General features: G+C 72.0%; 24 protein-coding genes and 1 pseudogene. 13 read left to right on the forward strand and 12 right to left on the reverse strand.

Going from position 1 to position 22,255, the window contains the following annotated elements:
- Positions 1-62 precede the first annotated feature (62 nt).
- On the reverse strand, positions 63-476 hold the full coding sequence (locus tag ABT137_RS23020; protein WP_351711727.1) for a TlpA family protein disulfide reductase: 414 nt from the start codon (positions 474-476) through the stop codon (positions 63-65).
- A gap of 105 nt (positions 477-581) precedes the next feature.
- Between ABT137_RS23020 and ABT137_RS23025 the strand changes: the two genes are divergently transcribed.
- Both ABT137_RS23025 and ABT137_RS23030 read left to right on the forward strand, forming a co-directional pair.
- Entirely contained in the window at positions 582-998 is a 417-nt protein-coding gene (locus ABT137_RS23025) for a DUF4395 domain-containing protein (protein WP_351711729.1), read from the forward strand.
- Positions 999-1,186: 188 nt separating this feature from the next.
- Entirely contained in the window at positions 1,187-1,915 is a 729-nt protein-coding gene (locus tag ABT137_RS23030; protein WP_351711731.1) for a lysophospholipid acyltransferase family protein, read from the forward strand.
- A 3-nt stretch (positions 1,916-1,918) separates the two neighbouring features.
- Here the strand turns inward: ABT137_RS23030 and ABT137_RS23035 are convergent, their stop codons facing one another.
- The 5 genes from ABT137_RS23035 to ABT137_RS23055 form a co-directional block, all read right to left on the reverse strand.
- A complete protein-coding gene (locus ABT137_RS23035) occupies positions 1,919-2,620 on the reverse strand; it encodes a B3/B4 domain-containing protein (RefSeq protein WP_351711733.1) in 702 nt (233 codons plus the stop codon).
- A gap of 10 nt (positions 2,621-2,630) precedes the next feature.
- Positions 2,631-3,227 (reverse strand): transglutaminase domain-containing protein, encoded by a 597-nt coding sequence (locus ABT137_RS23040; RefSeq protein WP_351711735.1) that lies wholly within the window; start codon positions 3,225-3,227, stop codon positions 2,631-2,633.
- Between the two features lie 78 nt (positions 3,228-3,305).
- Positions 3,306-4,376 carry a threonine aldolase family protein gene (locus ABT137_RS23045; RefSeq protein WP_351711737.1) on the reverse strand — a complete coding sequence of 357 codons (1,071 nt, stop codon included), beginning with the start codon at positions 4,374-4,376 and terminating at the stop codon, positions 3,306-3,308.
- Positions 4,373-5,119 (reverse strand): SDR family NAD(P)-dependent oxidoreductase, encoded by a 747-nt coding sequence (locus ABT137_RS23050; protein ID WP_351711802.1) that lies wholly within the window; start codon positions 5,117-5,119, stop codon positions 4,373-4,375. The genes ABT137_RS23045 and ABT137_RS23050 overlap by 4 nt, the downstream gene beginning before the upstream one ends.
- A gap of 41 nt (positions 5,120-5,160) precedes the next feature.
- Entirely contained in the window at positions 5,161-6,558 is a 1,398-nt protein-coding gene (locus tag ABT137_RS23055) for a DUF6421 family protein (protein WP_351711739.1), read from the reverse strand.
- Positions 6,559-6,971: 413 nt separating this feature from the next.
- On the opposite strand from ABT137_RS23055, the gene ABT137_RS23060 reads away from it, so the two are divergent.
- On the forward strand, positions 6,972-7,655 hold the full coding sequence (locus ABT137_RS23060) for a glycerophosphodiester phosphodiesterase (RefSeq protein ID WP_351711741.1): 684 nt from the start codon (positions 6,972-6,974) through the stop codon (positions 7,653-7,655).
- 15 nt (positions 7,656-7,670) lie between these two features.
- Here the strand turns inward: ABT137_RS23060 and ABT137_RS23065 are convergent, their stop codons facing one another.
- Positions 7,671-8,210 carry a GNAT family N-acetyltransferase gene (locus tag ABT137_RS23065; RefSeq protein WP_351711743.1) on the reverse strand — a complete coding sequence of 180 codons (540 nt, stop codon included), beginning with the start codon at positions 8,208-8,210 and terminating at the stop codon, positions 7,671-7,673.
- 121 nt (positions 8,211-8,331) lie between these two features.
- Between ABT137_RS23065 and ABT137_RS23070 the strand changes: the two genes are divergently transcribed.
- Entirely contained in the window at positions 8,332-8,724 is a 393-nt protein-coding gene (locus ABT137_RS23070; RefSeq protein WP_351711745.1) for a VOC family protein, read from the forward strand.
- A 55-nt stretch (positions 8,725-8,779) separates the two neighbouring features.
- Here the strand turns inward: ABT137_RS23070 and ABT137_RS23075 are convergent, their stop codons facing one another.
- Both ABT137_RS23075 and ABT137_RS23080 read right to left on the reverse strand, forming a co-directional pair.
- Positions 8,780-9,364 (reverse strand): MarR family winged helix-turn-helix transcriptional regulator, encoded by a 585-nt coding sequence (locus ABT137_RS23075; protein WP_351711747.1) that lies wholly within the window; start codon positions 9,362-9,364, stop codon positions 8,780-8,782.
- On the reverse strand, positions 9,361-11,019 hold the full coding sequence (locus tag ABT137_RS23080; protein WP_351711749.1) for an FUSC family protein: 1,659 nt from the start codon (positions 11,017-11,019) through the stop codon (positions 9,361-9,363). The genes ABT137_RS23075 and ABT137_RS23080 overlap by 4 nt, the downstream gene beginning before the upstream one ends.
- Positions 11,020-11,184: 165 nt before the next feature.
- Between ABT137_RS23080 and ABT137_RS23085 the strand changes: the two genes are divergently transcribed.
- From ABT137_RS23085 to ABT137_RS23120, 8 genes are all read left to right on the forward strand, one after another.
- Positions 11,185-11,727: a DUF5134 domain-containing protein gene (locus ABT137_RS23085; RefSeq protein WP_351711751.1), complete on the forward strand. Its 543-nt coding sequence runs from the start codon at positions 11,185-11,187 to the stop codon at positions 11,725-11,727.
- Between the two features lie 95 nt (positions 11,728-11,822).
- Positions 11,823-12,758, forward strand: coding sequence for a M56 family metallopeptidase (locus ABT137_RS23090; protein ID WP_351711753.1), 936 nt, complete (start codon positions 11,823-11,825; stop codon positions 12,756-12,758).
- Positions 12,759-12,814: 56 nt separating this feature from the next.
- On the forward strand, positions 12,815-13,486 hold the full coding sequence (locus tag ABT137_RS23095) for a phosphatase PAP2 family protein (RefSeq protein ID WP_351711755.1): 672 nt from the start codon (positions 12,815-12,817) through the stop codon (positions 13,484-13,486).
- A 35-nt stretch (positions 13,487-13,521) separates the two neighbouring features.
- Positions 13,522-14,244: an HAD family hydrolase gene (locus ABT137_RS23100; protein ID WP_351711757.1), complete on the forward strand. Its 723-nt coding sequence runs from the start codon at positions 13,522-13,524 to the stop codon at positions 14,242-14,244.
- A gap of 136 nt (positions 14,245-14,380) precedes the next feature.
- Positions 14,381-15,118, forward strand: coding sequence for a TetR/AcrR family transcriptional regulator (locus tag ABT137_RS23105; protein ID WP_351711759.1), 738 nt, complete (start codon positions 14,381-14,383; stop codon positions 15,116-15,118).
- 12 nt (positions 15,119-15,130) lie between these two features.
- Positions 15,131-15,508 (forward strand): VOC family protein, encoded by a 378-nt coding sequence (locus tag ABT137_RS23110; RefSeq protein WP_351711761.1) that lies wholly within the window; start codon positions 15,131-15,133, stop codon positions 15,506-15,508.
- Between the two features lie 168 nt (positions 15,509-15,676).
- Positions 15,677-17,020 (forward strand): FAD-dependent oxidoreductase, encoded by a 1,344-nt coding sequence (locus ABT137_RS23115; RefSeq protein ID WP_351711763.1) that lies wholly within the window; start codon positions 15,677-15,679, stop codon positions 17,018-17,020.
- Positions 17,021-17,146: 126 nt separating this feature from the next.
- Positions 17,147-18,499, forward strand: a complete 1,353-nt coding sequence (locus ABT137_RS23120) for a nucleobase:cation symporter-2 family protein (protein ID WP_351711765.1) — start codon at positions 17,147-17,149, stop codon at positions 18,497-18,499.
- A gap of 1 nt (position 18,500) precedes the next feature.
- On the opposite strand, the gene ABT137_RS23125 is transcribed toward ABT137_RS23120, so the two are convergent.
- Positions 18,501-19,823, reverse strand: a complete 1,323-nt coding sequence (locus ABT137_RS23125) for an SGNH/GDSL hydrolase family protein (protein WP_351711767.1) — start codon at positions 19,821-19,823, stop codon at positions 18,501-18,503.
- Between the two features lie 434 nt (positions 19,824-20,257).
- On the opposite strand from ABT137_RS23125, the pseudogene ABT137_RS23130 reads away from it, so the two are divergent.
- Positions 20,258-20,737: pseudogene (locus ABT137_RS23130) on the forward strand (pectate lyase); the annotation flags it as partial.
- 60 nt (positions 20,738-20,797) lie between these two features.
- Here ABT137_RS23130 and ABT137_RS23135 read toward each other — a convergent pair.
- Both ABT137_RS23135 and ABT137_RS23140 read right to left on the reverse strand, forming a co-directional pair.
- Positions 20,798-21,214 carry an ester cyclase gene (locus ABT137_RS23135; RefSeq protein WP_351711769.1) on the reverse strand — a complete coding sequence of 139 codons (417 nt, stop codon included), beginning with the start codon at positions 21,212-21,214 and terminating at the stop codon, positions 20,798-20,800.
- Positions 21,215-21,355: 141 nt separating this feature from the next.
- Positions 21,356-22,252, reverse strand: a complete 897-nt coding sequence (locus tag ABT137_RS23140; protein WP_351711771.1) for a dihydrodipicolinate synthase family protein — start codon at positions 22,250-22,252, stop codon at positions 21,356-21,358.
- Positions 22,253-22,255: the final 3 nt, after the last annotated feature.

Raw genomic sequence — 22,255 nt, forward strand, 5'->3', positions numbered from 1 at the left:
GGTGCGCCCAGTCAAGTACGTTCCGGGATATGGGAGGTGCCTCACCGTCATCGGCATGGCCGTCAGACCGCCTCGCCCAGCGCCGCGATGACGTCCGCCTTGCGGGGCTGCCCGGTGGCCCGGCGCACCACCCGGCCGTCCGCGTCGAGCACCAGCACGGTGGGCGTCTTGAGGATCTCCAGCTCGCGCACGAGGTCCAGGCGGGCCTCGGCGTCGATCTCGACGTGGGTGACGCCGGGGACCATCCCGGCGACCTCGCCCAGGACCCGCCGGGTGGCCCGGCAGGGGGCGCAGAAGGCGCTGGAGAACTGCACCAGGGTGGCCCGTTCGCCCAGTGCGCCGCCGAGTTCGGCCGCCCCGAGCCGCTTGCCGTCGTCGCGCCCGCGCACCCGTACCCTCCCGTTCCGCCGCCTGTGCAGCACTCCGTAGACGCTCGCCGCCGCGAGCACCGCCACGCACACCACGAGTCCGGTCATCACCGGACAAGGATCCACGAGACCGCTCACCGCCGGGAAAAGCGTTCACAAGACTGCAAAGATTCCCGGCTCCCCTGGCGGCCCGCGGGGCGGAATCCTTGCTTCATGGACATCGACGCACGTGGGCCGCGGTTCGCGGCGGCCGTGACGACGGCCGTACTGGCCGCCGCACTCATCACCCGAAGCCCCTGGATCCTCGCCTGGCAGACGCTGGCGTTCGCGCTCGGCGCGGCCGGGGGCGTGACACGCTCGCCGTACGGCTGGGCGTTCCGGTCACTCGTACGACCGCGCCTCGCTCCCCCCACGGAGTTCGAGCCGCCGGAGCCCCCGCGGTTCGCACAGGCGGTCGGGCTGGTCTTCGCGGGGCTCGGTCTGGTCGGATTCGCGCTCGGCCCGGCGTGGTTGGGCCTCGCGGCGACCGGGCTCGCGCTCGCCGCGGCCTTCCTCAATGCGGCGTTCGGGTACTGCCTGGGCTGCGAGATGTTCCTGCTCGTGCGGCGGTTGGCGGTCCGTCCGGAGTAAAGGCGCGTTAAAAGCGCGAGGTGGATCAAGGGGACCAACGTGACGAGAATCTCGCCGCGCCAGGGCACCAGGGCTGGCTCCCCGTCCGTTCTTCGGGCACGATCTGCGAGACGCCGTAAACCTACGGCTCCGTAACTTCCCGCCGGGGGCCCCTTTCCCAGGCAGAGCAGAAAGGGTCCGTCCCGCCCATGGCAGAGCTGGTCTACCGTCCCGTCATCGGTTTCGCCAAGACGCTGTTCAAGGTCTGGGACCTCAAGATCGACTGCCAGGGTTCGGAGAACATCCCGCGCTCGGGCGGCGCGGTGCTGGTGAGCAATCACATCAGCTACCTGGACTTCGTCTTCGACGGCCTGGCGGCCCTGCCGCAGAAGCGCCTGGTGCGGTTCATGGCGAAGGAGTCGGTGTTCCGGCACCGGATCTCCGGCCCGCTGATGCGCGGCATGAAGCACATCCCGGTGGACCGCAAGCAGGGCGAGGCCGCCTACCAGCACGCGCTGGACTCACTGAAGTCCGGTGAGATCGTGGGCGTCTTCCCGGAGGCCACGATCTCCCAGTCCTTCACCCTGAAGAGCTTCAAGTCGGGTGCCGCGCGCCTCGCCCAGGAGGCCGGCGTCCCGCTCGTGCCGATGGCCCTGTGGGGCACCCAGCGCATCTGGACCAAGGGCCAGCCGCGCAACTTCAAGCGGAACCACCTGCCCATCACCATCCGGGTGGGCGAGCCGGTCGACGCTCCCCGGGACCAGTACGCGGGCGCCATCACCCGCCGGCTGCGCGAGCGTGTCCAGGAGCTCCTTGACGCCGCCCAGCGCGCCTACCCGGCCCGTCCCAAGGACGCGGCCGACACCTGGTGGCTCCCTGCCCACCTGGGCGGCACGGCCCCCACGCTGGACCAGCTGAAGGCCGCCGAGGCGGTCTGAGCCTCAGCCCGCCGACTCGGGCGCGCGCACCTCGATGCGGGCGCCCGGACTGAACTTCTCCAGCAGTTCGGCGAGTTCGGCGCCCGCCGCCGCCACCTCCGGCACCGGCATCGGGGCGAGGCTCTCCAGCAGGAAGACAGCCGAGGTCGTCCGCTCCGTGAGGCGGGTGCGGGGGCCCTGGCGCCAGTTCCAGCGGCGGCAGGTGACTCCGGCGTCGTCGCACCACACGACCTCGCCGGCGTCGGGGTGCTCGACGGTCTCCTCACCTCCGGCCACGGTCACGAAGTCCTCCTCGCCCGTGGCACGGACGAGGCGCATCCCGCCCTGGACCAGGTCGAGGTCCTCACCCCCGACCGGGATCAGGTGGGCGACGCTGATGGCGTTGTAGAGGTCCACGAGCAGGTTGATGCGGGGCAGGCCGCCGTCCGCGAGGGCCCGTTTGGCCAGCGCCTCGGCCGAGTTGCGGGTGCGGGAGGGCTTGGAGCCGAAGGCCGTGTAGGCGGCCCGCCAGGCCACCATGTGCGGGTCCTCGTGCGGGGCGCGCCCGTCGAGGCGTACGGCCAGACGGCCGGCCGCGTCGTCGAGGAGGGCCGAACTCGCCTCCGTACTGGGTCCGTTGACCAGGCCGTGGGCCTCGATGACGAGGTGTGTGAAGCCGGGCGCGAGGGCGCGCACCTCGTCGGACACGGTGAGCGTGAGAGTCATGGGCCTTGCCTCAGAGTGCGGTGGGGAGCGTCTTCCAGAGGTGCGGGCGGTCCGGCGCCGCTTTGAGGGCGTCGAGCACGACCGGATGAGGTTCAGCATATAGGACTGGATAGTCCATCTCACTGGACTGCGGGTCGGGGACCCAGGCCAGCCGTTCGCCGTCGAGGGAGAACCGGGCGTCGACGCCCGGTTTGTTGCCGCGGGGGTCCTGCCGGTGCCAGGCGCCGTTCAAGCGGACGGCGACCAGGCCGTGCACGACGTGACCGCCGCCGGCGTCGTCGCGCGACAGGCGCTGGTAGCACAGGGCCGTGGGGATGTCCTCGGCGCGCAGCAGGGCGGCCAGGGCGTGGGCCTTGGCGTGGCAGATGCCGGTGCGCCGCTCCAGCACGTCCGAGGACCGCCAGGTCACGCGCAGGTCGCCGGAGTCCTGGGAGTGCGGGATGGCGTCACGCACGAATTCGTACGCGGCGCGCGCATAGCCATACGAGTCGTCGACTCCCGCAGCCAGCCGGGCGGCCGTCTCCCGGATCCGGGGATGGTGATGGTCGATGACCTCGTCAGCGGCCAAGTACGCGGAGAGGTCGGCGGTGTTCTGGATCAGCTCCATGTCCGCAGAGCATAGGAATGCGATCACCCGAGCGTCAATGACTTTTCAGGCGACCGCATACCTATGCAGTAAGTGCGGCTAGCGCGCCATCTCCTCCTTGAGCGCCGCCACGAACGCGTCCACGTCCTCCTCGGTCGTGTCGAAGGCGCACATCCAGCGCACGTCCCCGGCCGCCTCGTCCCAGAAGTAGAAGCGGAAACGCTTCTGGAGCCGCAGGCTCACGTCGTGCGGGAGCCGCGCGAAGACGCCGTTGGCCTGCACCGGGTAGAGGATCTCCACGCCGTGCACGGCCCGGACGCCCTCGGCGAGCCGCTGGGCCATCTCGTTGGCGTGCCGGGCGTTGCGCAGCCACAGGTCCTTGGCGAGCAGGGCCTCCAACTGGACCGACACGAAGCGCATCTTGGAGGCGAGCTGCATGGACAGCTTGCGCAGGTGCTTCATGTGGCTGACGGCGTCCTGGTTGATCACCACGACCGCCTCGCCGAACACCGCGCCGTTCTTGGTGCCGCCCAGGGAGAGGAGGTCGACGCCGACGGCGTTGGTGAACGTGCGCATCGGGACGTCCAGGGAGGCCGCCGCGTTGGCTATCCGGGAGCCGTCCAGGTGCACCTTCATGCCGTGCGCATGGGCGTGCTCGCAGATCGCGCGGATCTCGTCCGGCGTGTACAGGGTGCCCAGCTCGGTGCTCTGGGTGATGGACACCACCTGCGGCATCGCACGGTGCTCGTCGTCCCAGCCGTAAGCCTGCCGGTCGATGAGGTCCGGGGTGAGCTTGCCGTCGGGGGTCGGCACGGTGAGCAGCTTGAGGCCGCCCATGCGCTCGGGGGCGCCGCCCTCGTCGACGTTGATGTGCGCGCTCTCGGCGCAGATCACCGCGCCCCAGCGGTCGGTGACCGCCTGGAGCGCGACGACGTTCGCGCCGGTGCCGTTGAAGACCGGGAAGGCCTCCGCCGTCGCCCCGAAGTGGCTGCGGACGATCCGCTGGAGGTTCTCGGTGTACTCGTCCTCGCCGTACGCCACCTGGTGGCCGCCGTTGGCGAGGGCCAGGGCGGCCAGCACCTCGGGGTGGGCTCCGGCGTAGTTGTCACTGGCGAAACCGCGGACCTGCGGGTCGTGGTGGCGACGCGCGTCGGTCCTGGGAGGGTTCACGGCTTCTCGGTCAGCCACAGACGGTTTCCGTTCACTTCGGCGGCGGGCTTGTGCCAGACGCCCTCGATGGCCTCGGCCAGGTCCTTGACGTCGGTGAAGCCCGCGAACTTCGCGTTGGGCCGCTCGGCGCGCATCGCGTCGTGCACCAACGCCTTCACCACCAGGATCGCAGCGGCGGAGGTCGGGCCCTCGGGGCCCCCGGCCTTGCGGAAGTAGTCGGCCAGGGCGAGCGTCCATGCCTCGGCGGCGGCCTTGCCCGCGGCGTACGCGGCGTTGCCCGCGGTGGGCCTGCTCGCGGCGGAGGCGCTGATCAGGACGTACCGGCCGCGCTCGCTGCGCTGCAGCGCCTCGTGGAAGGCGAGGGAGGTGTGCTGCACCGTCTTGACGAGCAGCAGCTCCAGGAAGTCCCAGTCGTCCAGGCTGGTCTTGGTGAAGGTCTCGCTGCCCCGCCAGCCGCCGACGAGGTGCACGAGACCGTCGACGCGGCCGAAGTCCTTCTCGACGTGGGTGGCCCAGTCCCGGGTGGACTGGAGGTCGAGCAGATCCACCGTGTCACCCGTGACGGTCGCGCCGCCGGAGGCGTAGCGGGCCGCGTCCACGGCCTCCGACAGGCGCTGCGGATCGTTGTCCGCCCCGACGACGGTCGCGCCGGCCTCGGCCAGCCGCACCAGCGTCGCACGCCCTGCGGGTCCGCCCGCGCCCGCCACCGCGATCACCGCACCGCTGAGAGCACCGTTGCTCACCATGTCGTTCCCCTCTTGAGCCGTGTTCCGCAGCCGGTCGCTCACGCGGCGACCGGCTCGGCGCTGTCCGCCGTGATGCCCTTGGTCTCGGCGATCACGTTCTTCAGTTTCTTGGACAGGGCCTCGTAGAACATGCTCAGCGGAAACTCGTCCGGAAGCACGTCGTCCACGAGCTTGCGCGGCGGCAGGGTCAGGTCCAGGGCGTCGGGACCCTTGGCCCACTTGGAGCCGGGGTGCGGGGCGAGGTAAGTGGCGACCAGCTCGTACCCGGCCAACCAGTGGACGAGCTTCGGGCGGTCGATGCCGTCCTTGTACAGCTTCTCGATCTCGGCGCACAGCTGGTTGGTGACCTGCGGGGCGCGCTCCCAGTCGATGGCGAGCTTGTTGTCGGTCCAGCGGACCACGTCGTGCTTGTGCAGGTAGGCGAAGAGCAGCTGGCCGCCGAGCCCGTCGTAGTTGCGGACCCGGTCGCCGGTGACCGGGAACCGGAACATGCGGTCGAAGAGGACCGCGTACTGCACGTCACGGGCCTGCGGGACGCCGTCGGCCGCCAGCTTCACGGCCTCCTTGAAGGCGGTGAGGTCGCAGCGCAGCTCCTCCAGGCCGTACATCCAGAACGGCTGGCGCTGCTTGATCATGAACGGGTCGAACGGCAGGTCGCCGTGGCTGTGGGTGCGGTCGTGGACCATGTCCCACAGGACGAAGGCCTCCTCGCAGCGCTTCTGGTCGTGGACCATGGCGGCGATGTCCTCGGGCAGGTTCAGGCCGAGGATGCCGACGGCCGCGTCGGTGACCCGGCGGAAGCGGGCGGCCTCGCGGTCGCAGAAGATGCCACCCCAGGAGAATCGTTCCGGCGCTTCGCGCACGGCGATGGTCTCGGGGAAGAGGACGGCGGAGTTGGTGTCGTAGCCGGCCGTGAAGTCCTCGAAGGTGATGCCGCAGAACAGCGGGTTGTCGTACCGGGTGCGCTCCAGCTCGGCCAGCCAGTCCGGCCAGACCATGCGCAGCACGACCGCCTCCAGGTTGCGGTCCGGGTTGCCGTTCTGCGTGTACATCGGGAAGACGACCAGGTGCTGGAGGCCGTCCGCGCGGCCCGCGGCGGGCTGGAAGGCGAGCAGCGAGTCGAGGAAGTCGGGCACCTGGAAGCCGCCGACGGCCCAGCGCCGCAGGTCCGTCACCAGCGCCCGGTGGTAGTCGGCGTCGTGCGGGAGCAGCGGGGACAGCTCTTCCACGGCGTCGACGACACGCCGTACGGCCGCCTCGGCGCCGGCCGGTGCGGGCGCACCCTCGGCCTCGAAGTCGATCGACCCGTCCTTCGACTGCCATGGCCGGATCCGCTCCACGGCATCCTTGAGCACGGGCCACGCCGGGTGCTCGACCACCCTGGTCACGGGAGGAACCTGCTCCTCCGAACCCACCTGCACAAGAATTTCCGTCATGACCCATCCTCCACGGGAGAAGCTTCCGTTAGGACACCGTATGCGTACGGGGTTTCTCCCAGCAAGGGGGATCTCGGGAAATTATCCTGCGGCATCCCGCCTTCACCGCGCTTTTTCCTGTGCGAAACCGTGAAGGCGCTCACATTCACTACGACCCGTGACGAGACGTCAGCTGCGGCGGACCGCATGGATCCGGCCGGTCAATGCGCGAGGGGACGCGCCCACCACCGGGTGACCGCCGACCGGGGCACGGGCCAGGTGCCGCGCACCCGGCACACCAATCCCCCCGTGTACGTACGGGTTCATCGCGACGGGCGGCCATTAGGCTGCGCCCAGCAGCGTGGACAGCGACGTCCGTCGTACGGTTCGCGCGCCTGCACCCATCGCCGCCGTCGACGGAAGCGAGTTGAATCTTGAACTTCCTTACCATCGGTCACCGCGGAGTCATGGGCGTCGAGCCCGAGAACACCCTCCGTTCCTTCGTCGCCGCGCAGCAGGCCGGCCTCGACCTGATCGAACTCGATCTCCACCTGAGCAAGGACGGCGCCCTGGTCGTCATGCACGACGCGGAGGTGGACCGCACGACCGACGGCACCGGCCCGATCGCCGAGAAGACCCTGGAGGAGCTGCGCGGGCTGGACGCGGGCCGGGGCGAGCGGGTGCCGGTGTTCGAGGAGGTCCTGGACGCCGTGCGGACGCCCCTGCAGGCCGAGATCAAGGACGTGGCGGCGGCCCGCGCGCTGGCCGAGGTCATGCAGCGGCGGGACCTGGTGTCCCGCGTGGAGGTGTCCTCGTTCCACGACGAGGCGGTCGCCGAGATCGCCCGGCTGGTGCCGGGGGTGCGCACCGCGCTGATCGCCAGCCGCTACGGCACCGACGTGGTGGAGCGGGCCCAGGAGGCGGGGGCGGCCACTCTCTGCCTCAATATCCGGCGGCTGACCCTGGAGGTCGTCGAGCACGCCCGCAAGGCGGATCTCCGGGTGATCGGCTGGGTGGTGAACACCCAGGACGATCTGCGGCTGGTGCGCGCGCTCCAGCTGGACGGTGCGACGACCGACTATCCGGAGATCAAACGCACCGCCCGCTTCACGGCCTGAACGCCGGCCCGCGCCTCACACCAGCGGCTTGACCAGCAGCTCGAACTGCAGGTCGTCCCGCTGCGGAATGCCGAAGCGCTCCTCGCCGTACGGGAACGGCGTCATCTTTCCCGTACGGCGGTAGCCGCGCCGCTCGTACCAGGCGATCAGGTCGTCGCGCACCGAGATCACCGTCATGTGCATCTCGGTGACGCCCCATTCCTCCCGCGCCTGGCGCTCGGCCTCGGCGATGACGACCTTGCCGAGGCCGGCGCCCTGGAGGGCGGGGCTCACCGCGAACATGCCGAAGTAGGCGTGGGCACCGCGGTGTTCGAGCTGGCAGCAGGCGACGACCCCGCCGTCCCGCTCGACGACGAGCAGCTTGCCGTCCGACGCCTTGATCACTTCGAGGACGCCCTCGGGGTCGGTCCGCTGCCCCTCCAGGATGTCCGCCTCGGTGGTCCACCCGACCCGGCTGTCGTCGCCCCGGTAGGCCGACTCGATCAACGCGACCAGGACGTCGACATCGGCATCGGTGGCGTCGCGGAAGGCCGGTCCGGCGGCGACGTTCTCCATGGGTGGGTTCTCCGATCTCAAGCGCGACTGAGCCGGAGCCGAGCCTATCCCCGCGGCTCGGCCCGGATTCCCACTGGTCACCACGCTGTCCCGAGGCGGCCTGCCGCTACGCTCCGGTCGCATGGTGCATGTACTGAGCAGCCGTACGCTGATCCACCCCACCGACCCCGAGCGGTCCCGCGCCTTCTACGGTGAGGGGCTCGGGCTCGCCGTCTACCGCGAGTTCGGTGAGGGGCCGGAGCGCGGCACGGTCTACTTCTTCGGCGGCGGGTTCCTGGAGGTCTCCGGGCGGTCGGACACGCCGCCCTCGCCGGCCGTGCAGCTGTGGCTGCAGGTCGCGGACGTCGCGGCGGCGCACGAGGAGCTGGTGGCGAAAGGCGTCGCGATCGTGCGCCCGCCCGTGAAGGAGCCGTGGGGCCTGGTCGAGATGTGGATCGCCGATCCGGACGGGATCAGGATCGTGCTGGTGGAGGTGCCGGCCGACCACCCGCTGCGCTATCGGCCGGGGATCTAGCGGGGCCGGCGCCCGAGGGCCGGTGCCGGGCGGGCGACGGGGGCCGAGCCGGCGGTCAGGCCCGCAGCGCGCCCGTCCTGCCCTCCAGTCGGCCCAGCAACTCCGCGAGGAGCCCTGCCAGTTCGCCCTGCCCCTCGGGGGCGAGGACGGACAGTACGGCCGTCTCGTAGGCGAGTTGTTCGGGCAGGAGGCCGTCGACGAGGTCGCGGCCCGCGTCGGTGAGGCGGAGGTGGGCGACCCTGCGGTCACGGGCGTCGCCGCGCCGCTCGACCAGGCCGCGTTCGGTGAGCTGCTTGAGGCGTTTGGTGACGGCGGCGCCGGAGGAGAAGGTCTCCTTGGCGAGCTCGCTCGGGGTCAGCTCGTGGCCGGTGCGGCGGAGCGCGCCGAGCAGGTCGAACTCGGGGCGGCTGAGGCCGGCCCGGCGCAGCGGGGCGTCCTCGGCCTGCTGGAGGAGGGCGGCGCAGCGGTTGATCCGGCCGATGACCTCCATGGGACCCGTGTCCAGCGATGGATGGACACTCCGCCACTGCCGGACGACGGCCGCGACCGTGTCGTCCCTGCCGGCGCCTCGGCTCGCACCCTCTCCCGGGCCTCTGCCCGTGTCGCTCCCGGCCGCCGGTCGTCCGTTGGTCGCCGTCATGGCCGTACGTCCTCCGTTGTCCTCGCGCCGTCCCAGGAGTGCGCTCCCTGGCGTCGTACCGTCGCGGCGAGCGTACGGTGTCCGGACTGCTCGGCGAGCACGACCCGCTCCTGGGGCAGCGCGCGCTGCCACCACTCGCCTGACGCGGCGTCGGAGGTGGCGCGCAGGTCGGCCAGGGCGGCGGACAGGGTGCGGCGGGCGGCCTCCAGGGCACGCGGGGCCGGCTGCGGCCCGGCGAGCAGGTGGGCGGCCTGTTCGCGGGCCCGTTCGACGCCGGTCAGGGCGTGTTCGATCCGGTCGCCGGCCCGGCGGTTGGTGACGACGACGGCGGTGGCGAAGCCGACGAGCGCGCCGACCAGGGTGTCCACGACCCGCTCGGTGATCAGCTGCCCGGCGTCCTGGGTGCGGGCGAACTCGGTGACGAGCAGGGCCATCGGGGTGACGCAGACGCTGCCGAGCCAGTAGTTGCGGCCGATCAGCGCCTCGGCGCCGAAGTTGAAGGCGAGGCAGCACAGCACCAGGGCGGCCGGGTGGAGGTGGGCGAGCGGTACGACGGCGGCGAAGACGAGGACGCCGAGGAGGTTGCCGACGACACGCTGGACGCCCCGGCTCCAGGTGAGGGTGACGTTGGCCTGGTAGAGGGAGGCGGCGGTGACCAGCGCCCAGTAGGGGCGGCCGACGCCGAGGGCGAGGGAGGCGTATCCGGCGAGGGCGCAGCCGAGCGCGGTGCGGACGGCGAAGGGGGCGAGCGGGCCGAGCCGGCGCCACAGCGGGCGCTGCGGTACGCCGCGTTCGGCGTCGACGCCGAGGAGGTCGTCGTCGGCACCGGCGACGCGCGGGACGCGTCCGGTGCCGCGCAGTGCGCGGGCCCACCCACGCAGCACTGCCGGGTCGGCGTCGGCCGGGGCGGCGAGGGCGACCTCGGCGCGGACGACGAGGTGTTCGAGGGCGCGCCGGGTGCGGTCGGTGCGGGCGCCGGTGGCGAACAGGGACTGCCAGGCGGCCTGCACGGCGGCGGCCGCGGCGGCCCGGGCCCGGGCGTTGCCGGTGCCGGTGCCGTGGGTGTCCGCGTAGGCGGCGGTGGCGTTCAGGGCGTGGGCGGTGGCCCGGCGTTCGGGGCCGTGCGGGCGCAGCAGCCCGGGGGCCATGCCGACCAGCCAGGCCCAGGCGCCCGCCGCCAGGGCGAGGCCGACGTGGCCGGGGACCTGGCCGAGGGTCTGCGGGGCGAACAAGGAGGCGGAGCTGATGAAGGTGAGGACCACGTTCCCGGGCGGCCCGACGCGGGTGGCGTCGCAGAGGACCTTCTGTACGGCGGCCATGAGCGCGCCGACGGTGACCAGGACGACGGCGTTCGTGGTGAGCGAGGCGGCGGTCAGGGCGACGGCGAGGCCGCCGGCCATGCCGAGGATCACCCACGCCAGGGCGCGGGCGCGGGCGGGGTAGGGGCGGTTGTGACCGTAGAGGGCGCACAGCGATCCGGCCATCGTGTACATCGCCAGGTCGAGGCGGCCGAGGGCCAGCAGGACCAGGTTGGGCGGGGCGACCGCGGCGACCACGCTGCAGGCGGGCTTGAACCAGATGTCGGAGGGCCGGCCGAGGCGCAGCACACCGGCGAGGGGCAGACGGCGGGTGGTCGTAGGGGTCGCGGTGCTCATACCCATCAATTTAGCATGTGTTTTACCAGTAAAACATCCTCGAACGGCCCTGCTCACAGGCTGTGCTCCGGCGAATGCTCCCCGTGTACACCCTTGCGCTCGCGTGCGCGCCGTACGGCCGGGGCATCGCATCCATCGACGCGACGTCGAGCGGGGAGGTGCGCCGTGCACGGACCGGCTTCGCCCGGCTGGCTGCTGGTCGCGCTGTGCGCGGCGACCGGGGCCTACTGCCTGCTGCGGATGCGCAGCAGTGTCCGGGAACAGCGGCGCGCCGCGGGCAGCGAGGCGCTGATGGGGTTCGGCATGGCCGTCATGGCCGTGCCCGCGACGGTGTTCACGCCACCGGTGTGGGCGTGGCCGCTGTACGCGGCGGTGTTCGGCGCGGCCGCGCTGCGCGCCCTGTGGAGCGCCCGCAGCAGCCCGCACCATCTGCACCATCTGGTGGGGGCGGCGGCGATGGTCTACATGGCGGTGGCGATGGCGGCCACCCCCGGCGCCCACCATCACGGCGGTGCCGGAGTCCCGCTGGTGACCGGGCTGTTGCTGCTCTACTTCGCCGGCTACGTGCTGCTGTCCGGCGCCCGGCTCGTCCCGGTCGCGGTGGCCGCCGGGCCGGGCGCCGTCAGGTGGGGCGACCGGCCCGAGCTGGCGCGGGCGTGCCGGCTGTCCATGGGGATCGGCATGGTGGCGATGCTGCTGGCGCTGTGAGGGAGTGACGGCACGCGCGGCGCAGACGTTGCTTGCGTCACTTTGGCGTCATGGCCTGTACCCGTGAACGGTCCCCCGCTCATAGGGTGCTGGCCATGATGGTCCCCGTGGCACTGTTGCTGCTCGGCACCCTGACCGCCGTGGTCGGCCCCCGGCTGCTCGCCCGGGCCGACTGGACGGACCGGGAGCCGGTGGTCGCACTGTGGGTGTGGCAGTGCGTGGTGGCGGCCGTTCTGCTGTGCTGCGCGCTGTCGATGACGCTGAGCGCGGCGGCGGCCTGGCAGGCGGTGCGCGGGCACGTGTTCGCGACCGCCCCGAGCGGGGTGGTGGACGCCTACGCGCTCGGTACGACCGGCCCGTGGGCGGCGGTGACCGCGGTGGCCCTCGCCTGCGCCGGCCTGTGGAGCGGGGCGATGCTGGTACGGGAGATCGCGCGGGCCAGGGCCCGGCGAAACCGGCAACAGGCCGAACTGCTGGTCCGGGCACCGCTGTTGCCCGGCGAGGAACCGGCCGACGGCCGACTCGTCGTCCTTGAGGGCGAGCGCCCGGATGCCTGGTGGCTACCGGGAACGGCGCCCCAACTCGTCGTGACCACGGCCGCGTTGCGTCGCCTGAAGGGGCGTCAGCTGGACGCGGTCCTCGCCCACGAGCAGGGCCACGCGCAGGCCCGGCACGACTGGCTGCTGCACTGTTCGGCCGCCCTGGCGGGCGGGTTCCCGCAGATCCCGGTGTTCGCCGCGTTCCGCGACGAGATGCACCGGCTGGTCGAACTGGCCGCCGACGACGTGGCCTCCCGGCGCCACGGCCGCCTCACCACCGCCCTCGCCCTGGTCGAACTCAACGAGGACCGGGGGGTGTTCGGCCCCGGGCCGACCCCGCACGCCCATGTCCCGCAGCGGGTCCACCGGTTGCTCACCGCCCCGGACCGCCTCCCCGCCCGGCACCGGCTGCGGCTGACCGCGACGGCCGCCCTGGTCCCGGTGATCCCGGTGCTGGTGGCGCTCGTACCGAGCCTGCGCGCCCTCGGGTAAGGCCGTACCCGTCGGGGGAATTGCCCCGCGGGCAATGATTCGGCAAAGATCGCGTCATGTGCCCCCCGCCCGACGACCGCCCGGCTCGTCTTCTCACGACCGCCGTTCTCGCCCTCTCCTCGGCGCTGCTGCTGGCCCTCGTCGCCGGCGAGTGGCCTCCCCTGGTCGCGGTGGACGAGGGCATCGCCGACGCCACCCACCGCTGGGCCGTGGCGGACCACGGCACCACACAGGTGCTGCGCGTCCTGGCGGACTGGGTCTGGGACCCGCTGACCATGCGCCTGCTGTGCGCCGCGGTCGCGGTGTGGCTGGTGTGGCGGCACTCGGCGTGGTGGACCGCGCTGTGGCTGACCCTGACCTGCGCGCTCGGGACGGTCGCCCAGCAGTCCCTCAAGGCCGCCGTCGGCCGCCCGCGACCGGTGTGGGCCGACCCGGTCGACTCCGCCCGTTACGCGGCCTTCCCGTCCGGCCACACCATGACGGCGACGGTGGTCTGCGGCCTGCTGCTGTGGCTGCTGCACCGCTGCGGCGCCGGTCGCGCGATATGGCGTACGGCCCTGGTCGCAGCCGGGATCTCGGTCCTGGGCGTCGGCCTGACCCGGGTGTGGCTCGGCGTCCACTGGCCCTCGGACGTGCTCGGCGGGTGGTTGCTCGGGGCCCTGGTGGTGGCGCTGGCGGTGCTGGCGTACGAGTGGGAACGCGACGGCCGGGGACACCCTCGCCCGTAGCCCGCGCCGCGGCGGCCGTCGGTAGAGTCCGGCACATGACTGCCGTGCTCTTCGACTTCTCCGGAACCCTCTTCCGCATCGAATCCACCGAATCCTGGCTGCGGGCGGTGCTCGCCGAGGCCGAAGTACCGCTTTCCGAAGGCGAGTTGGCGGAGGCGGCGCGTGCGCTGGAGGTGGCCGGCGCGCAGCCCGGCGGGGCCTTCCCGGTCGCGGTGCCCGAGGAGCTGTCCGGGGTGTGGGCGGTGCGGGACGAGAGCGCGGAGCTGCACCGGGCCGCGTACACCGGCCTGTCCCGGCGGGTGGCGCTGCCGGACGCCGGCCTGCACGACGCGCTGTACGAGCGGCACATGGACCCGCGGGCCTGGTCGCCGTACCCGGACGCCGCCCGGGTGCTGCGCACGCTGCGCGGGAACGGCATCGCTGTCGGCGTGGTCAGCAACATCGGCTGGGATCCGCGCCCGGTCTTCCGCGAGCACGGGCTCGACGCCTACGTGGACACGTACGTCCTGTCGTACGAACACGGCGTCCAGAAGCCGGATCCGCGGCTCTTCACGGTCGCCCTTGAGGCGCTCGGGGCCGAAGCGGGCGAGACGCTGATGGTCGGGGACAGCAGGCCCGCCGACGGCGGCGCGGCGGCGCTCGGCTGCCGGGTGCACTTCGTGGACCATCTGCCGGTGGCCGAACGGCCGGACGCGCTGCTGCCGGTCCTGGACCTGGTGGGCGTGGCCCGCCGACCGGCCACGCCCACCCAGGCCTGACCTGTCGCGCCGTCCGCCCGAGACGCTCCCCCGTGTCGCCCCGGACGGACGGCAGCCCTGAACAGGCCCCGCACAGGGCGGTGCCCACTGCGTCGATTATAGTTGGCTGGCAGCCAGTCAACGCAGGAGTTCCAGGATGTCCCCCCGCAGCCCCTCGGTCAATGAAGAATTGCGCAGGCGTTCGCGCGAGCGGCTGCTCCAGGCCGCGGTGGAGCTGGTCGACGAGCACGGTTTTGAAGCGACCACACTGGGTGCCATCGCGGACCGGGCGGGGTCGGCGCGCGGACTGGTCTCGTACTACTTCCCCGGCAAGCGCCAGCTGGTCCAGTCCGCCGTGCACCGGCTGATGCACCGCACGCTGGAGGAGGCGCTGGAGCACGAGCCGCGCACCGAGGACGGGCGGGAGCGGCTGGCCCGGGCCATCGACTCGATCCTGGGGCTGGCGCAGGACCGGCCGGTGCTGATGCGCCAGCACATGGCGGGCCTGCTCCAGGCCGAGGGCTTCGTGCAGTGCCCCGAGCAGCGGCGGCTGGCGGAGCTGCTGGGCGACACCGTCGCCCGGTACGGCTCGCACCACGTCGAGGTCGACTACCCCATGCTGCGCGCCATGCTGATGGGTGCGGTGTACGCGGCGCTGGTGCCGGGTGTGCCGATGCCGATCCCCGCACTGCGGGCGGAGCTGTTCGAGCGCTACGGGCTCGACTCGGAGCTGGGCCTGCCTCCGGAGTCCGGGCCCGCGACCGAACGGCGGGACCTGTCACGGTTCTTCGCCACCGAGGACCGGACCGAGCCCGAACCCGGATCAGAGTCCGGACCCGGATCGGAGTCCGAACGTCGAGGTCTGCCGCCTCTGGACGACGGGAGGCATTCATGATCGGCTTGGGGCATGGGTTCTCTGATACGCCATGTCACCATCGACGCCGCCGACCCGTTCGCTCTCGCGGGCTTCTGGGCTCAGGCCCTGGACGGCTCGCTGGCCGATGACGACTTTCCCGGCGATCCGGAGGCCGTGGTCACGACCGCTGCCGCCACCTTGCTGTTCATCAGGGTCGACGACCGCAAGGCGGTGAAGAACCGCGTCCACCTGGATCTCCAGCCCCAGGACCGCACCCGGGACGAGGAGGTCGAGCGCCTGCTCTCGCTCGGCGCCACGCTCCAGGGGGACCACCGGCGGCCCGACGGAACCGGGTGGGTGACGCTGTACGACCCCGAGGGCAACGAGTTCTGTGTGGAACGCAGCGCGGCGGAACGGGCGAACCGCTGACCCCGAAGGCCGACCGGACTTCTGGCCTTCCGGCGCATGCGCAACGTAATCGCATGATCACACACACGGCACCCGGACGCGCATCCACGTCACCCCAGCGGCCCCTGTCTGGACGACCAAGCCGGTGGGATGCTGGAAGGACCAGCCCCTCGGGCAAGGAGTCCCCCTGTGTTGCGTGTCGCCGTCGTCGGCTCCGGGCCGAGCGGGTGCTACACCGCCCAGAACCTCGTCCAGCTCGACTCCACGGTGTGCGTGGACGTCCTGGACCGGTTGCCGTGCCCGTACGGACTGGTGCGGTACGGCGTCGCCCCTGACCACGAGAAGATCAAGTCCCTCCAGGGGAACCTGCGCACCGTGCTCGAGCACGAACGGGTGAGGTTCCTCGGCGGGGTCCGGGTCGGGGGCACGGGCGGACTGGCCGTGGAGCGGCTGCGGGAGCTGTACCACGCGGTGGTGTACTGCGTGGGCGCGGCGACCGACCGGCGGCTCGGGATTCCCGGCGAGGAGCTGCCGGGCAGCTGGTCGGCGACCGAGTTCGTGTCCTGGTACAGCGCGCATCCGGACGCGATCGACGCCGGGTTCGTGCGCGACGCCCGGTCGGCGGTGGTCATCGGGGTCGGCAACGTCGCGGTGGACGTGGCGCGGATGCTGGCCCGGGGCGTGGCGGAGCTGAGCCCCACCGACATGCCGCAGGCGGCGCTGACGGCGCTGGCGGCGAGCCGGATAGGAGAGGTTCACGTGGTGGGCCGGCGGGGCCCCTCGCAAGCTCGGTTCACCACGAAGGAGCTGCGCGAGCTGGCCGGGCTGCCGGGGACCGAAGTCCTGGTGGATGCGGCCGAGTTGGCGCTCGACCCGGCCTGCGCCGACCCGTCCGGGCTGCCCGCCGCCCAGCGCCGCAACGTGGAGGTGCTGCGCGGCTGGGGCGAGGCCGGCGGCCGGGGAGCGGACCGTAGCATCCGGCTGCGTTTCTTCCTGCGCCCGGTCGAACTGCTCGACGACGGCGGCCGGGTGGGCGCGGTGCTCTTCGAACGCACCGAGCCGGACGGCAGGGGCGGAGTGCGCGGCACCGGGCGGTACGAGACGGTCGAGGCCCAGTTGGTGCTGCGGTCGGTCGGCTATCGCGGGGTGCCGCTGGACGGGCTCCCGTTCGACGAGGAGAGCGGCACCGTGCCGCACGAGGCGGGCCGGGTCCTGGACAGCTGCTTCGGCGCGCCCGGCGACTACGTGGCGGGCTGGATCAAGCGCGGCCCGACCGGCGTCATCGGGACCAACCGGCCCGACGCCAAGGAGACGGTGACCTCCCTCCTGGAGGACGCGCCCGCGCTGCTGTGCAAGGAGGTGCCGGCGGATCCGGTCGCCGCGCTGCGCTCGTTGGGCATCGAGCCGGTCCCGTGGACGGGATGGCAGGCGATCGAGCGGGCCGAGGCGGCGCTCGGTGCCCGGCTCGGCCGGAGCGTGGTCAAGCTGGCCGACTGGAACTCCCTGCTGACAGCGGCGCGGGCCGGGTCGTAGCGGAGCCGAATCCGTCCGCGTCCAGGTGGGCATGACACGTATCGGCAACAGACCGGAAATCAACAAACTGTTCAAACAGCTTACGGTCTCGTGCTGTCCGGATGTCGTCCCCGCTCTGGAGTCCCCATGGCCACCACCAGTGCCTCCGTCCATCCCGTCGACGAGGTCCCACCCGTACGGCAGTTGACCGCGTTCGGCCTCCAGCACGTGCTCGCGATGTACGCGGGCGCGGTCGCCGTCCCGCTGATCGTGGGCGGCGCGATGAAGCTGTCGCCCGCCGACCTGGCGTATCTGATCACCGCCGACCTGCTGGTGTGCGGCATCGCCACGCTCATCCAGTGCGTCGGCTTCTGGCGCTTCGGCGTCCGGCTGCCGATCATGCAGGGCTGCACGTTCGCGGCGGTCTCGCCGATGGTCCTCATCGGTACGACGGGCGGCGGACTCCCCGCGATCTACGGCTCGGTGATCGTGGCGGGCCTGGCGATCATGCTGCTCGCACCCGTCTTCGGCAGACTGCTGCGCTTCTTCCCGCCCCTGGTCACCGGCACGGTGATCCTGATCATCGGCGTCTCGCTGCTGCCGGTGGCCGGCAACTGGGCGGCGGGCGGCGCCGGCGCGAAGGACTTCGGGGAGCCGAAGAACCTGGCGCTGGCGGCGTTCGTGCTCGCGGTGGTGCTCGGCGTGCAGCGGTTCGCGCCCGCCTACCTCGCCCGGATCGCGGTCCTGATCGGCATCGCGGTGGGCCTCGCGGTGGCGGTGCCCTTCGGGTTCACGGACTTCAGCGGGATCGGGGACGCCGACTGGCTCGGCATCAGCACGCCGTTCCACTTCGGGGCGCCGACGTTCCGGGCCTCGGCGATCGTCTCCATGCTGGTGGTGGCCCTGGTCACGATGACCGAGACGACCGGTGACCTGCTCGCGGTCGGCGAGCTGACCGGCCGCCGTGTCGAGTCGCGCTCTCTCGCCGACGGTCTGCGCGCCGACGGCCTCTCGACCGTCCTCGGCGGTGTCTTCAACACCTTCCCGTACACGGCGTTCGCGCAGAACGTGGGCCTGGTCGGCATGACCCGGGTGCGCAGCCGCTGGGTGGTCGCGGCGGCCGGCGGCATCCTGGTGCTGCTCGGCCTGCTGCCCAAGCTGGGCGCGGTGGTCGCGGCGATTCCGGCTCCGGTGCTGGGCGGCGCAGGCCTGGTGATGTTCGGCACGGTCGCGGCGAGCGGCCTGCGCACCCTGGCGGCCGTCGACTTCCACGGCAACAACAACCTGACGGTGGTCGCCGTCTCGGTGGCGGTCGGCGTGCTGCCGGTGGGCGTGCCGACGGTCTACGCGAAGTTCCCGGACTGGTTCCAGACGGTGATGAACAGCGGCATCAGCGCCGGCTGCCTGACGGCGATCGTCCTGAACCTGCTCTTCAACCACCTGCCGTCGCGGGCGGACTCAACCCCGGGAACGGTCCCCACCGGAGCCGAGTCCGCCTAGCTCACCGACCGCCGAACAGTCCCGCCGGCACCGCCGCCGCCAGCGCCCCGTACCCGGTCGGGTCGAGGTGCAGCCAGTCCCCCACCTGGAGGTCGGCCCGCAGGCGGCTCGGGTCGGCCGGGTCCCGGACCGCCCGGTCGAAGTCGAGCACCGCGTCGAAGTGCCCGGGCCCCCGGACCCACGTGTTGACGCGCTGCCGGGCCGCCTCGCGTACGCCCGCGCCGTCGTCGTAGGCGTTGCCGCCGAAGGGCAGCAGGGTGGCGCCATAGACGCGGATGCCCTGGGCGTGGGCGCGGACGACGATCTGCCGGTAGGCGGCGATGAGATCGTCGGCGACGGCCTGCTGGGCCTGCGGGGTGGCGGCGGCGGTGCCGATGTCGTTGACGCCCTCGAAGACGATCAGCCAGGAGACCCCGCTGCGGGAGAGGACGTCGCGGTCGAGGCGGGCCAGGACGTTGGGCCCGAGGCCGTCGTCGAGAACCCGGTTGCCGCCGGCCGCCTGGTTGAGCACGGCGACGTCCGAGGTGCCGGCCCGGTTCTGCAGCCGGTCGAAGAACTGGTCGGGCCAGCGGTCGTTGCCGTTGGTCGTGGACCCCCGGCCGTCGGTGAGGGAGTCGCCGAGCACCGCCACGGCCCGGGTCGCGGCGGGCGCCAGGACCTCGACGTCGCTCAGCAGGTACCAGTGGTCGACCGCGGTAGCGCCGGTCAGCTCCGGGTCCTGCACGTGGTCGCCGCCGACGAGGTACGACGTGGTGCGCGAGCCCGGATGCGAGGTGAGCGCCAGGTCGGGCTGGCCCTGCGCGGTGTACGCCGTGACCGTGAGATCGGCCCCCGGGGCCAGCTCGAAGTCCACGGGATCGGAGACGACCTGGGCCCCGACGGGTACGACGGTCGCGGCGCGCCCGGAGAACGTCACCCGGTGCAGGCTGCCGGGAACGATCGCGCTGACCCCCGCCTTTCCGCCCGCCGGCAGCGCCACGGTCACCGAGGTGAGCGGGAGCGCGGTGTCGCCGTAGGCGTTGGAGAAGCGCAGCCGGAGCCGGTGGGCGCCGACGGTCACGCGGACGGTCTGGCGCAGGGTGGTGTCGGCCAGCACCGAGTTCTGTCCCGTGAAGGGCGCGGGCGGCAGATTGCCGACCTCGGTGAGCTGGGGCATCCCGGTCCAGGTGTTCACCCAGTGGCTGCCCAGGTGAGTGGCCGAGGCGACCGGGCGCGGACTGCGCACGAGCGCGGTGACAGCCGTGCCGGTCACCACCAGGGCGAGGGCCAGGACGCAGATGCTGAGGAGCGTGGCGAGCGGCGTTCTGCCGGGCTGCGGCTTCACGGGGGCCTTCCTGTCGCGCTGGGACCACGGCTGAGCCGTCGTCAACTGACCGTGCAGGGGCCCCTTTCTGATCGCGGCTCGGTGCGGCGTCGTGCGGGGAACTTCCGGCATGGTGGCATGGACACGGCCATCCATGGAAGCGCTCCCACGTCACTTTGCGGGACGCCACGACGACCGGAACGGATACCGCGCGAAGCGTTGACTAGAAAGCGCTTGCATCCTACGTTCCGTTCAGGAACCTGACCGACGGGCCTCGAAAGGCCTTCATTCGCGCAGGTGTCCCTCTCCGATGTTCCAGGGGATGAACATGCCTCAACCTCTTGACCATCCCGCCGGAGCGTCGGCAGCACCCCCACTCGAGAGAAGGCATACGGGACATGACTTCACGAGCACGGAGCAGTGCACGCGCACTGATGGGCGGCCTGGCCGTCCGCGGCGCGCCCGCCGCGGACGGCATCCACTGCGAGGGCAGCTGCACCCTGCAGAACGTGTGGTGGGAGGACGTCGGCGAGGACGCGGCGACCTTCCGCGGCTCCTCGTCGTCCAACGTCTACACCGTCTCCGGCGGCGGGGCGAAGGAAGCCGGCGACAAGGTGTTCCAGTTCAACGGCGCCGGGACGCTGAACGTGTCCGGCTTCGCGGTGCAGAACTTCGGCAAGCTGGTCCGCTCGTGCGGCAACTGCTCCACGCAGTACAAGCGCACGATCAACGTCAACACCGTCGAGGCGACGTACAAGGGCAGCGCGCTGGTCGGGATCAACACCAACTACGGGGACAGCGCGACGCTGAAGAACATCACGATCGTCGGGGACAGCGGCAAGAAGATCGTGCCCTGCCAGAAGTACATCGGCAACAACACGGGCGCGGAACCGACGACGAACGGGAGCGGGCCGGACGGGACGTACTGCCAGTGAGCCGGGGCGGTGGGGCCGCCGCGTCCTGCCGGGCGGCGGCCCCACCGGCACGCGCCCGTCTCACACCTCGACGAGGCCGAGTTGCCGCAGCATGCCGAGCTCGTCGCTGCTGCCCCAGCGTTCGACCAGTTTGCCGTCGCCGTCGAAGCGGCTGATCTGCATGCCCCGGTAGCTCACCTGCTTGCCGGTCGCCGGATGCCCCATCAGCGGCCCCAGGTTCGTCCCGGAGATGACATAGGCGAAGGCCAACTCGTCGTCGGTGGCGACCAGATGCTCCACCTGGAGGTCCAGGTCGGGGAAGGCCGTCCGCAGCTCGCCGAACATGGTCTTGTACCCCCCGGGCCCCGGCGCCTGTCCCGGGGCGGGATCATGGTCGGTCGAGCCGGCCGCGACGATCTCGTCGAGGGCATCGAGGTCGCCGGCGACGACGGCCTCTCCGAAAGCAGTCTGTGCGGCAATGTTCGTCTGCTGAGCCATGGGCACTCCCGGAGCATCTGGGCCACTGGCCTGTCTGTCGGCTGCGAAGCGCATGCACACGGTATGTCGACCGTACACCGGTCCCCCATCCCCAGCATGTCTGCGCGACGGGCCTTCGGGGCCACCGCTCTCCGCCGCGTCTCACGCGCCCAGCCGAAGCCGCCGCAGCACGTCGGCGACCTGCTTGCGGTCGTCGCCCGACAGGCCGCGCAGCGGGAGGGGCAGGCTGTGGTCCGGCGTGAGGCCGAGTTCGGCGGCGGCCGCCGCGATGACCCGCAGCGATCCGTGCCGGTCGAAGAGGTCCCACAGCGGCTGGAGCCGCTCCGACTCCTCCCGGGCCCGGTCCGCCCGCCCCGCCTGGACCGCCCTGGTGATGGCGAGGATCGGTCCGGGCAGGGTACCGGCGGTCACCGAGTACCAGGCGTCGCAGCCGGCGGTCAGCCCGGCCGCTCCGAACGCGTCCCCGCTCACCCCCACGGTCACGTGCCGCGGCAGGATCTCCCGCAGCCGCGCCACCCGGGCCCGGGCCGCGGCCGGGTCGGCGGGAACCCCGGGAATCTTGACCGACGCCACGCGGGGCAGCCGGCCCACCCGTGTGTACAGCTCGTCGGTGAAGGTGAACCGGGTGGTGCGCGGGTTGTCGTAGACCACCAGCGGAACGGAGAGGTTCGCGGTGACGTCCTCGTACAGACCGAACACGTCCTCGTCGGTCAGCGGCTGGTACGACACCGGGGCGAGCAGCACGCCCGCGACCCCGGCGTTCTGCGCGTCCTCGGCCGCCGCCAGCACGTCCCGGGTGCGCAGTGCCCCGATGCCCACGACCACCGGAACGCCGTCGGCGTGCTCCACCGCGATACGTGCGGCACGGGCCCGTTCCTGGAGGGTGAGGTAGGCGTACGACCCCGTGGAGCCCAACGCGCCGATCGAGTCGACCCCGGCCGCGGCGAGGCGCCGGACCAGATGGGCGAACGCTTCCTCGTCGATGTCCCCGTCGGCCGCGATCGGGGTCAGCGGAAAGGCACTCAGACCGGTGAACATGGG

Source organism: Streptomyces sp. NPDC001980 (genome assembly GCF_040296885.1).
Taxonomy (GTDB): Bacteria; Actinomycetota; Actinomycetes; order Streptomycetales; family Streptomycetaceae; genus Streptomyces.

Excerpts from the sequence above, each read along its gene's own strand:
- ABT137_RS23020 (WP_351711727.1), bottom strand. The coding sequence starts at position 476 with ATGACCGGACTCGTGGTGTGCGTGGCGGTGCTCGCGGCGGCGAGCGTC.
- ABT137_RS23025 (WP_351711729.1), top strand. The coding sequence starts at position 582 with ATGGACATCGACGCACGTGGGCCGCGGTTCGCGGCGGCCGTGACGACG.
- ABT137_RS23030 (WP_351711731.1), top strand. The coding sequence starts at position 1,187 with ATGGCAGAGCTGGTCTACCGTCCCGTCATCGGTTTCGCCAAGACGCTG.
- ABT137_RS23035 (WP_351711733.1), bottom strand. The coding sequence starts at position 2,620 with ATGACTCTCACGCTCACCGTGTCCGACGAGGTGCGCGCCCTCGCGCCC.
- ABT137_RS23040 (WP_351711735.1), bottom strand. The coding sequence starts at position 3,227 with ATGGAGCTGATCCAGAACACCGCCGACCTCTCCGCGTACTTGGCCGCT.
- ABT137_RS23055 (WP_351711739.1), bottom strand. The coding sequence starts at position 6,558 with ATGACGGAAATTCTTGTGCAGGTGGGTTCGGAGGAGCAGGTTCCTCCC.
- ABT137_RS23065 (WP_351711743.1), bottom strand. The coding sequence starts at position 8,210 with ATGGAGAACGTCGCCGCCGGACCGGCCTTCCGCGACGCCACCGATGCC.
- ABT137_RS23070 (WP_351711745.1), top strand. The coding sequence starts at position 8,332 with ATGGTGCATGTACTGAGCAGCCGTACGCTGATCCACCCCACCGACCCC.
- ABT137_RS23075 (WP_351711747.1), bottom strand. The coding sequence starts at position 9,364 with ATGACGGCGACCAACGGACGACCGGCGGCCGGGAGCGACACGGGCAGA.
- ABT137_RS23080 (WP_351711749.1), bottom strand. The coding sequence starts at position 11,019 with ATGAGCACCGCGACCCCTACGACCACCCGCCGTCTGCCCCTCGCCGGT.
- ABT137_RS23090 (WP_351711753.1), top strand. The coding sequence starts at position 11,823 with ATGATGGTCCCCGTGGCACTGTTGCTGCTCGGCACCCTGACCGCCGTG.
- ABT137_RS23095 (WP_351711755.1), top strand. The coding sequence starts at position 12,815 with ATGTGCCCCCCGCCCGACGACCGCCCGGCTCGTCTTCTCACGACCGCC.
- ABT137_RS23100 (WP_351711757.1), top strand. The coding sequence starts at position 13,522 with ATGACTGCCGTGCTCTTCGACTTCTCCGGAACCCTCTTCCGCATCGAA.
- ABT137_RS23105 (WP_351711759.1), top strand. The coding sequence starts at position 14,381 with ATGTCCCCCCGCAGCCCCTCGGTCAATGAAGAATTGCGCAGGCGTTCG.
- ABT137_RS23110 (WP_351711761.1), top strand. The coding sequence starts at position 15,131 with ATGGGTTCTCTGATACGCCATGTCACCATCGACGCCGCCGACCCGTTC.
- ABT137_RS23120 (WP_351711765.1), top strand. The coding sequence starts at position 17,147 with ATGGCCACCACCAGTGCCTCCGTCCATCCCGTCGACGAGGTCCCACCC.
- ABT137_RS23135 (WP_351711769.1), bottom strand. The coding sequence starts at position 21,214 with ATGGCTCAGCAGACGAACATTGCCGCACAGACTGCTTTCGGAGAGGCC.
- ABT137_RS23140 (WP_351711771.1), bottom strand. The coding sequence starts at position 22,252 with ATGTTCACCGGTCTGAGTGCCTTTCCGCTGACCCCGATCGCGGCCGAC.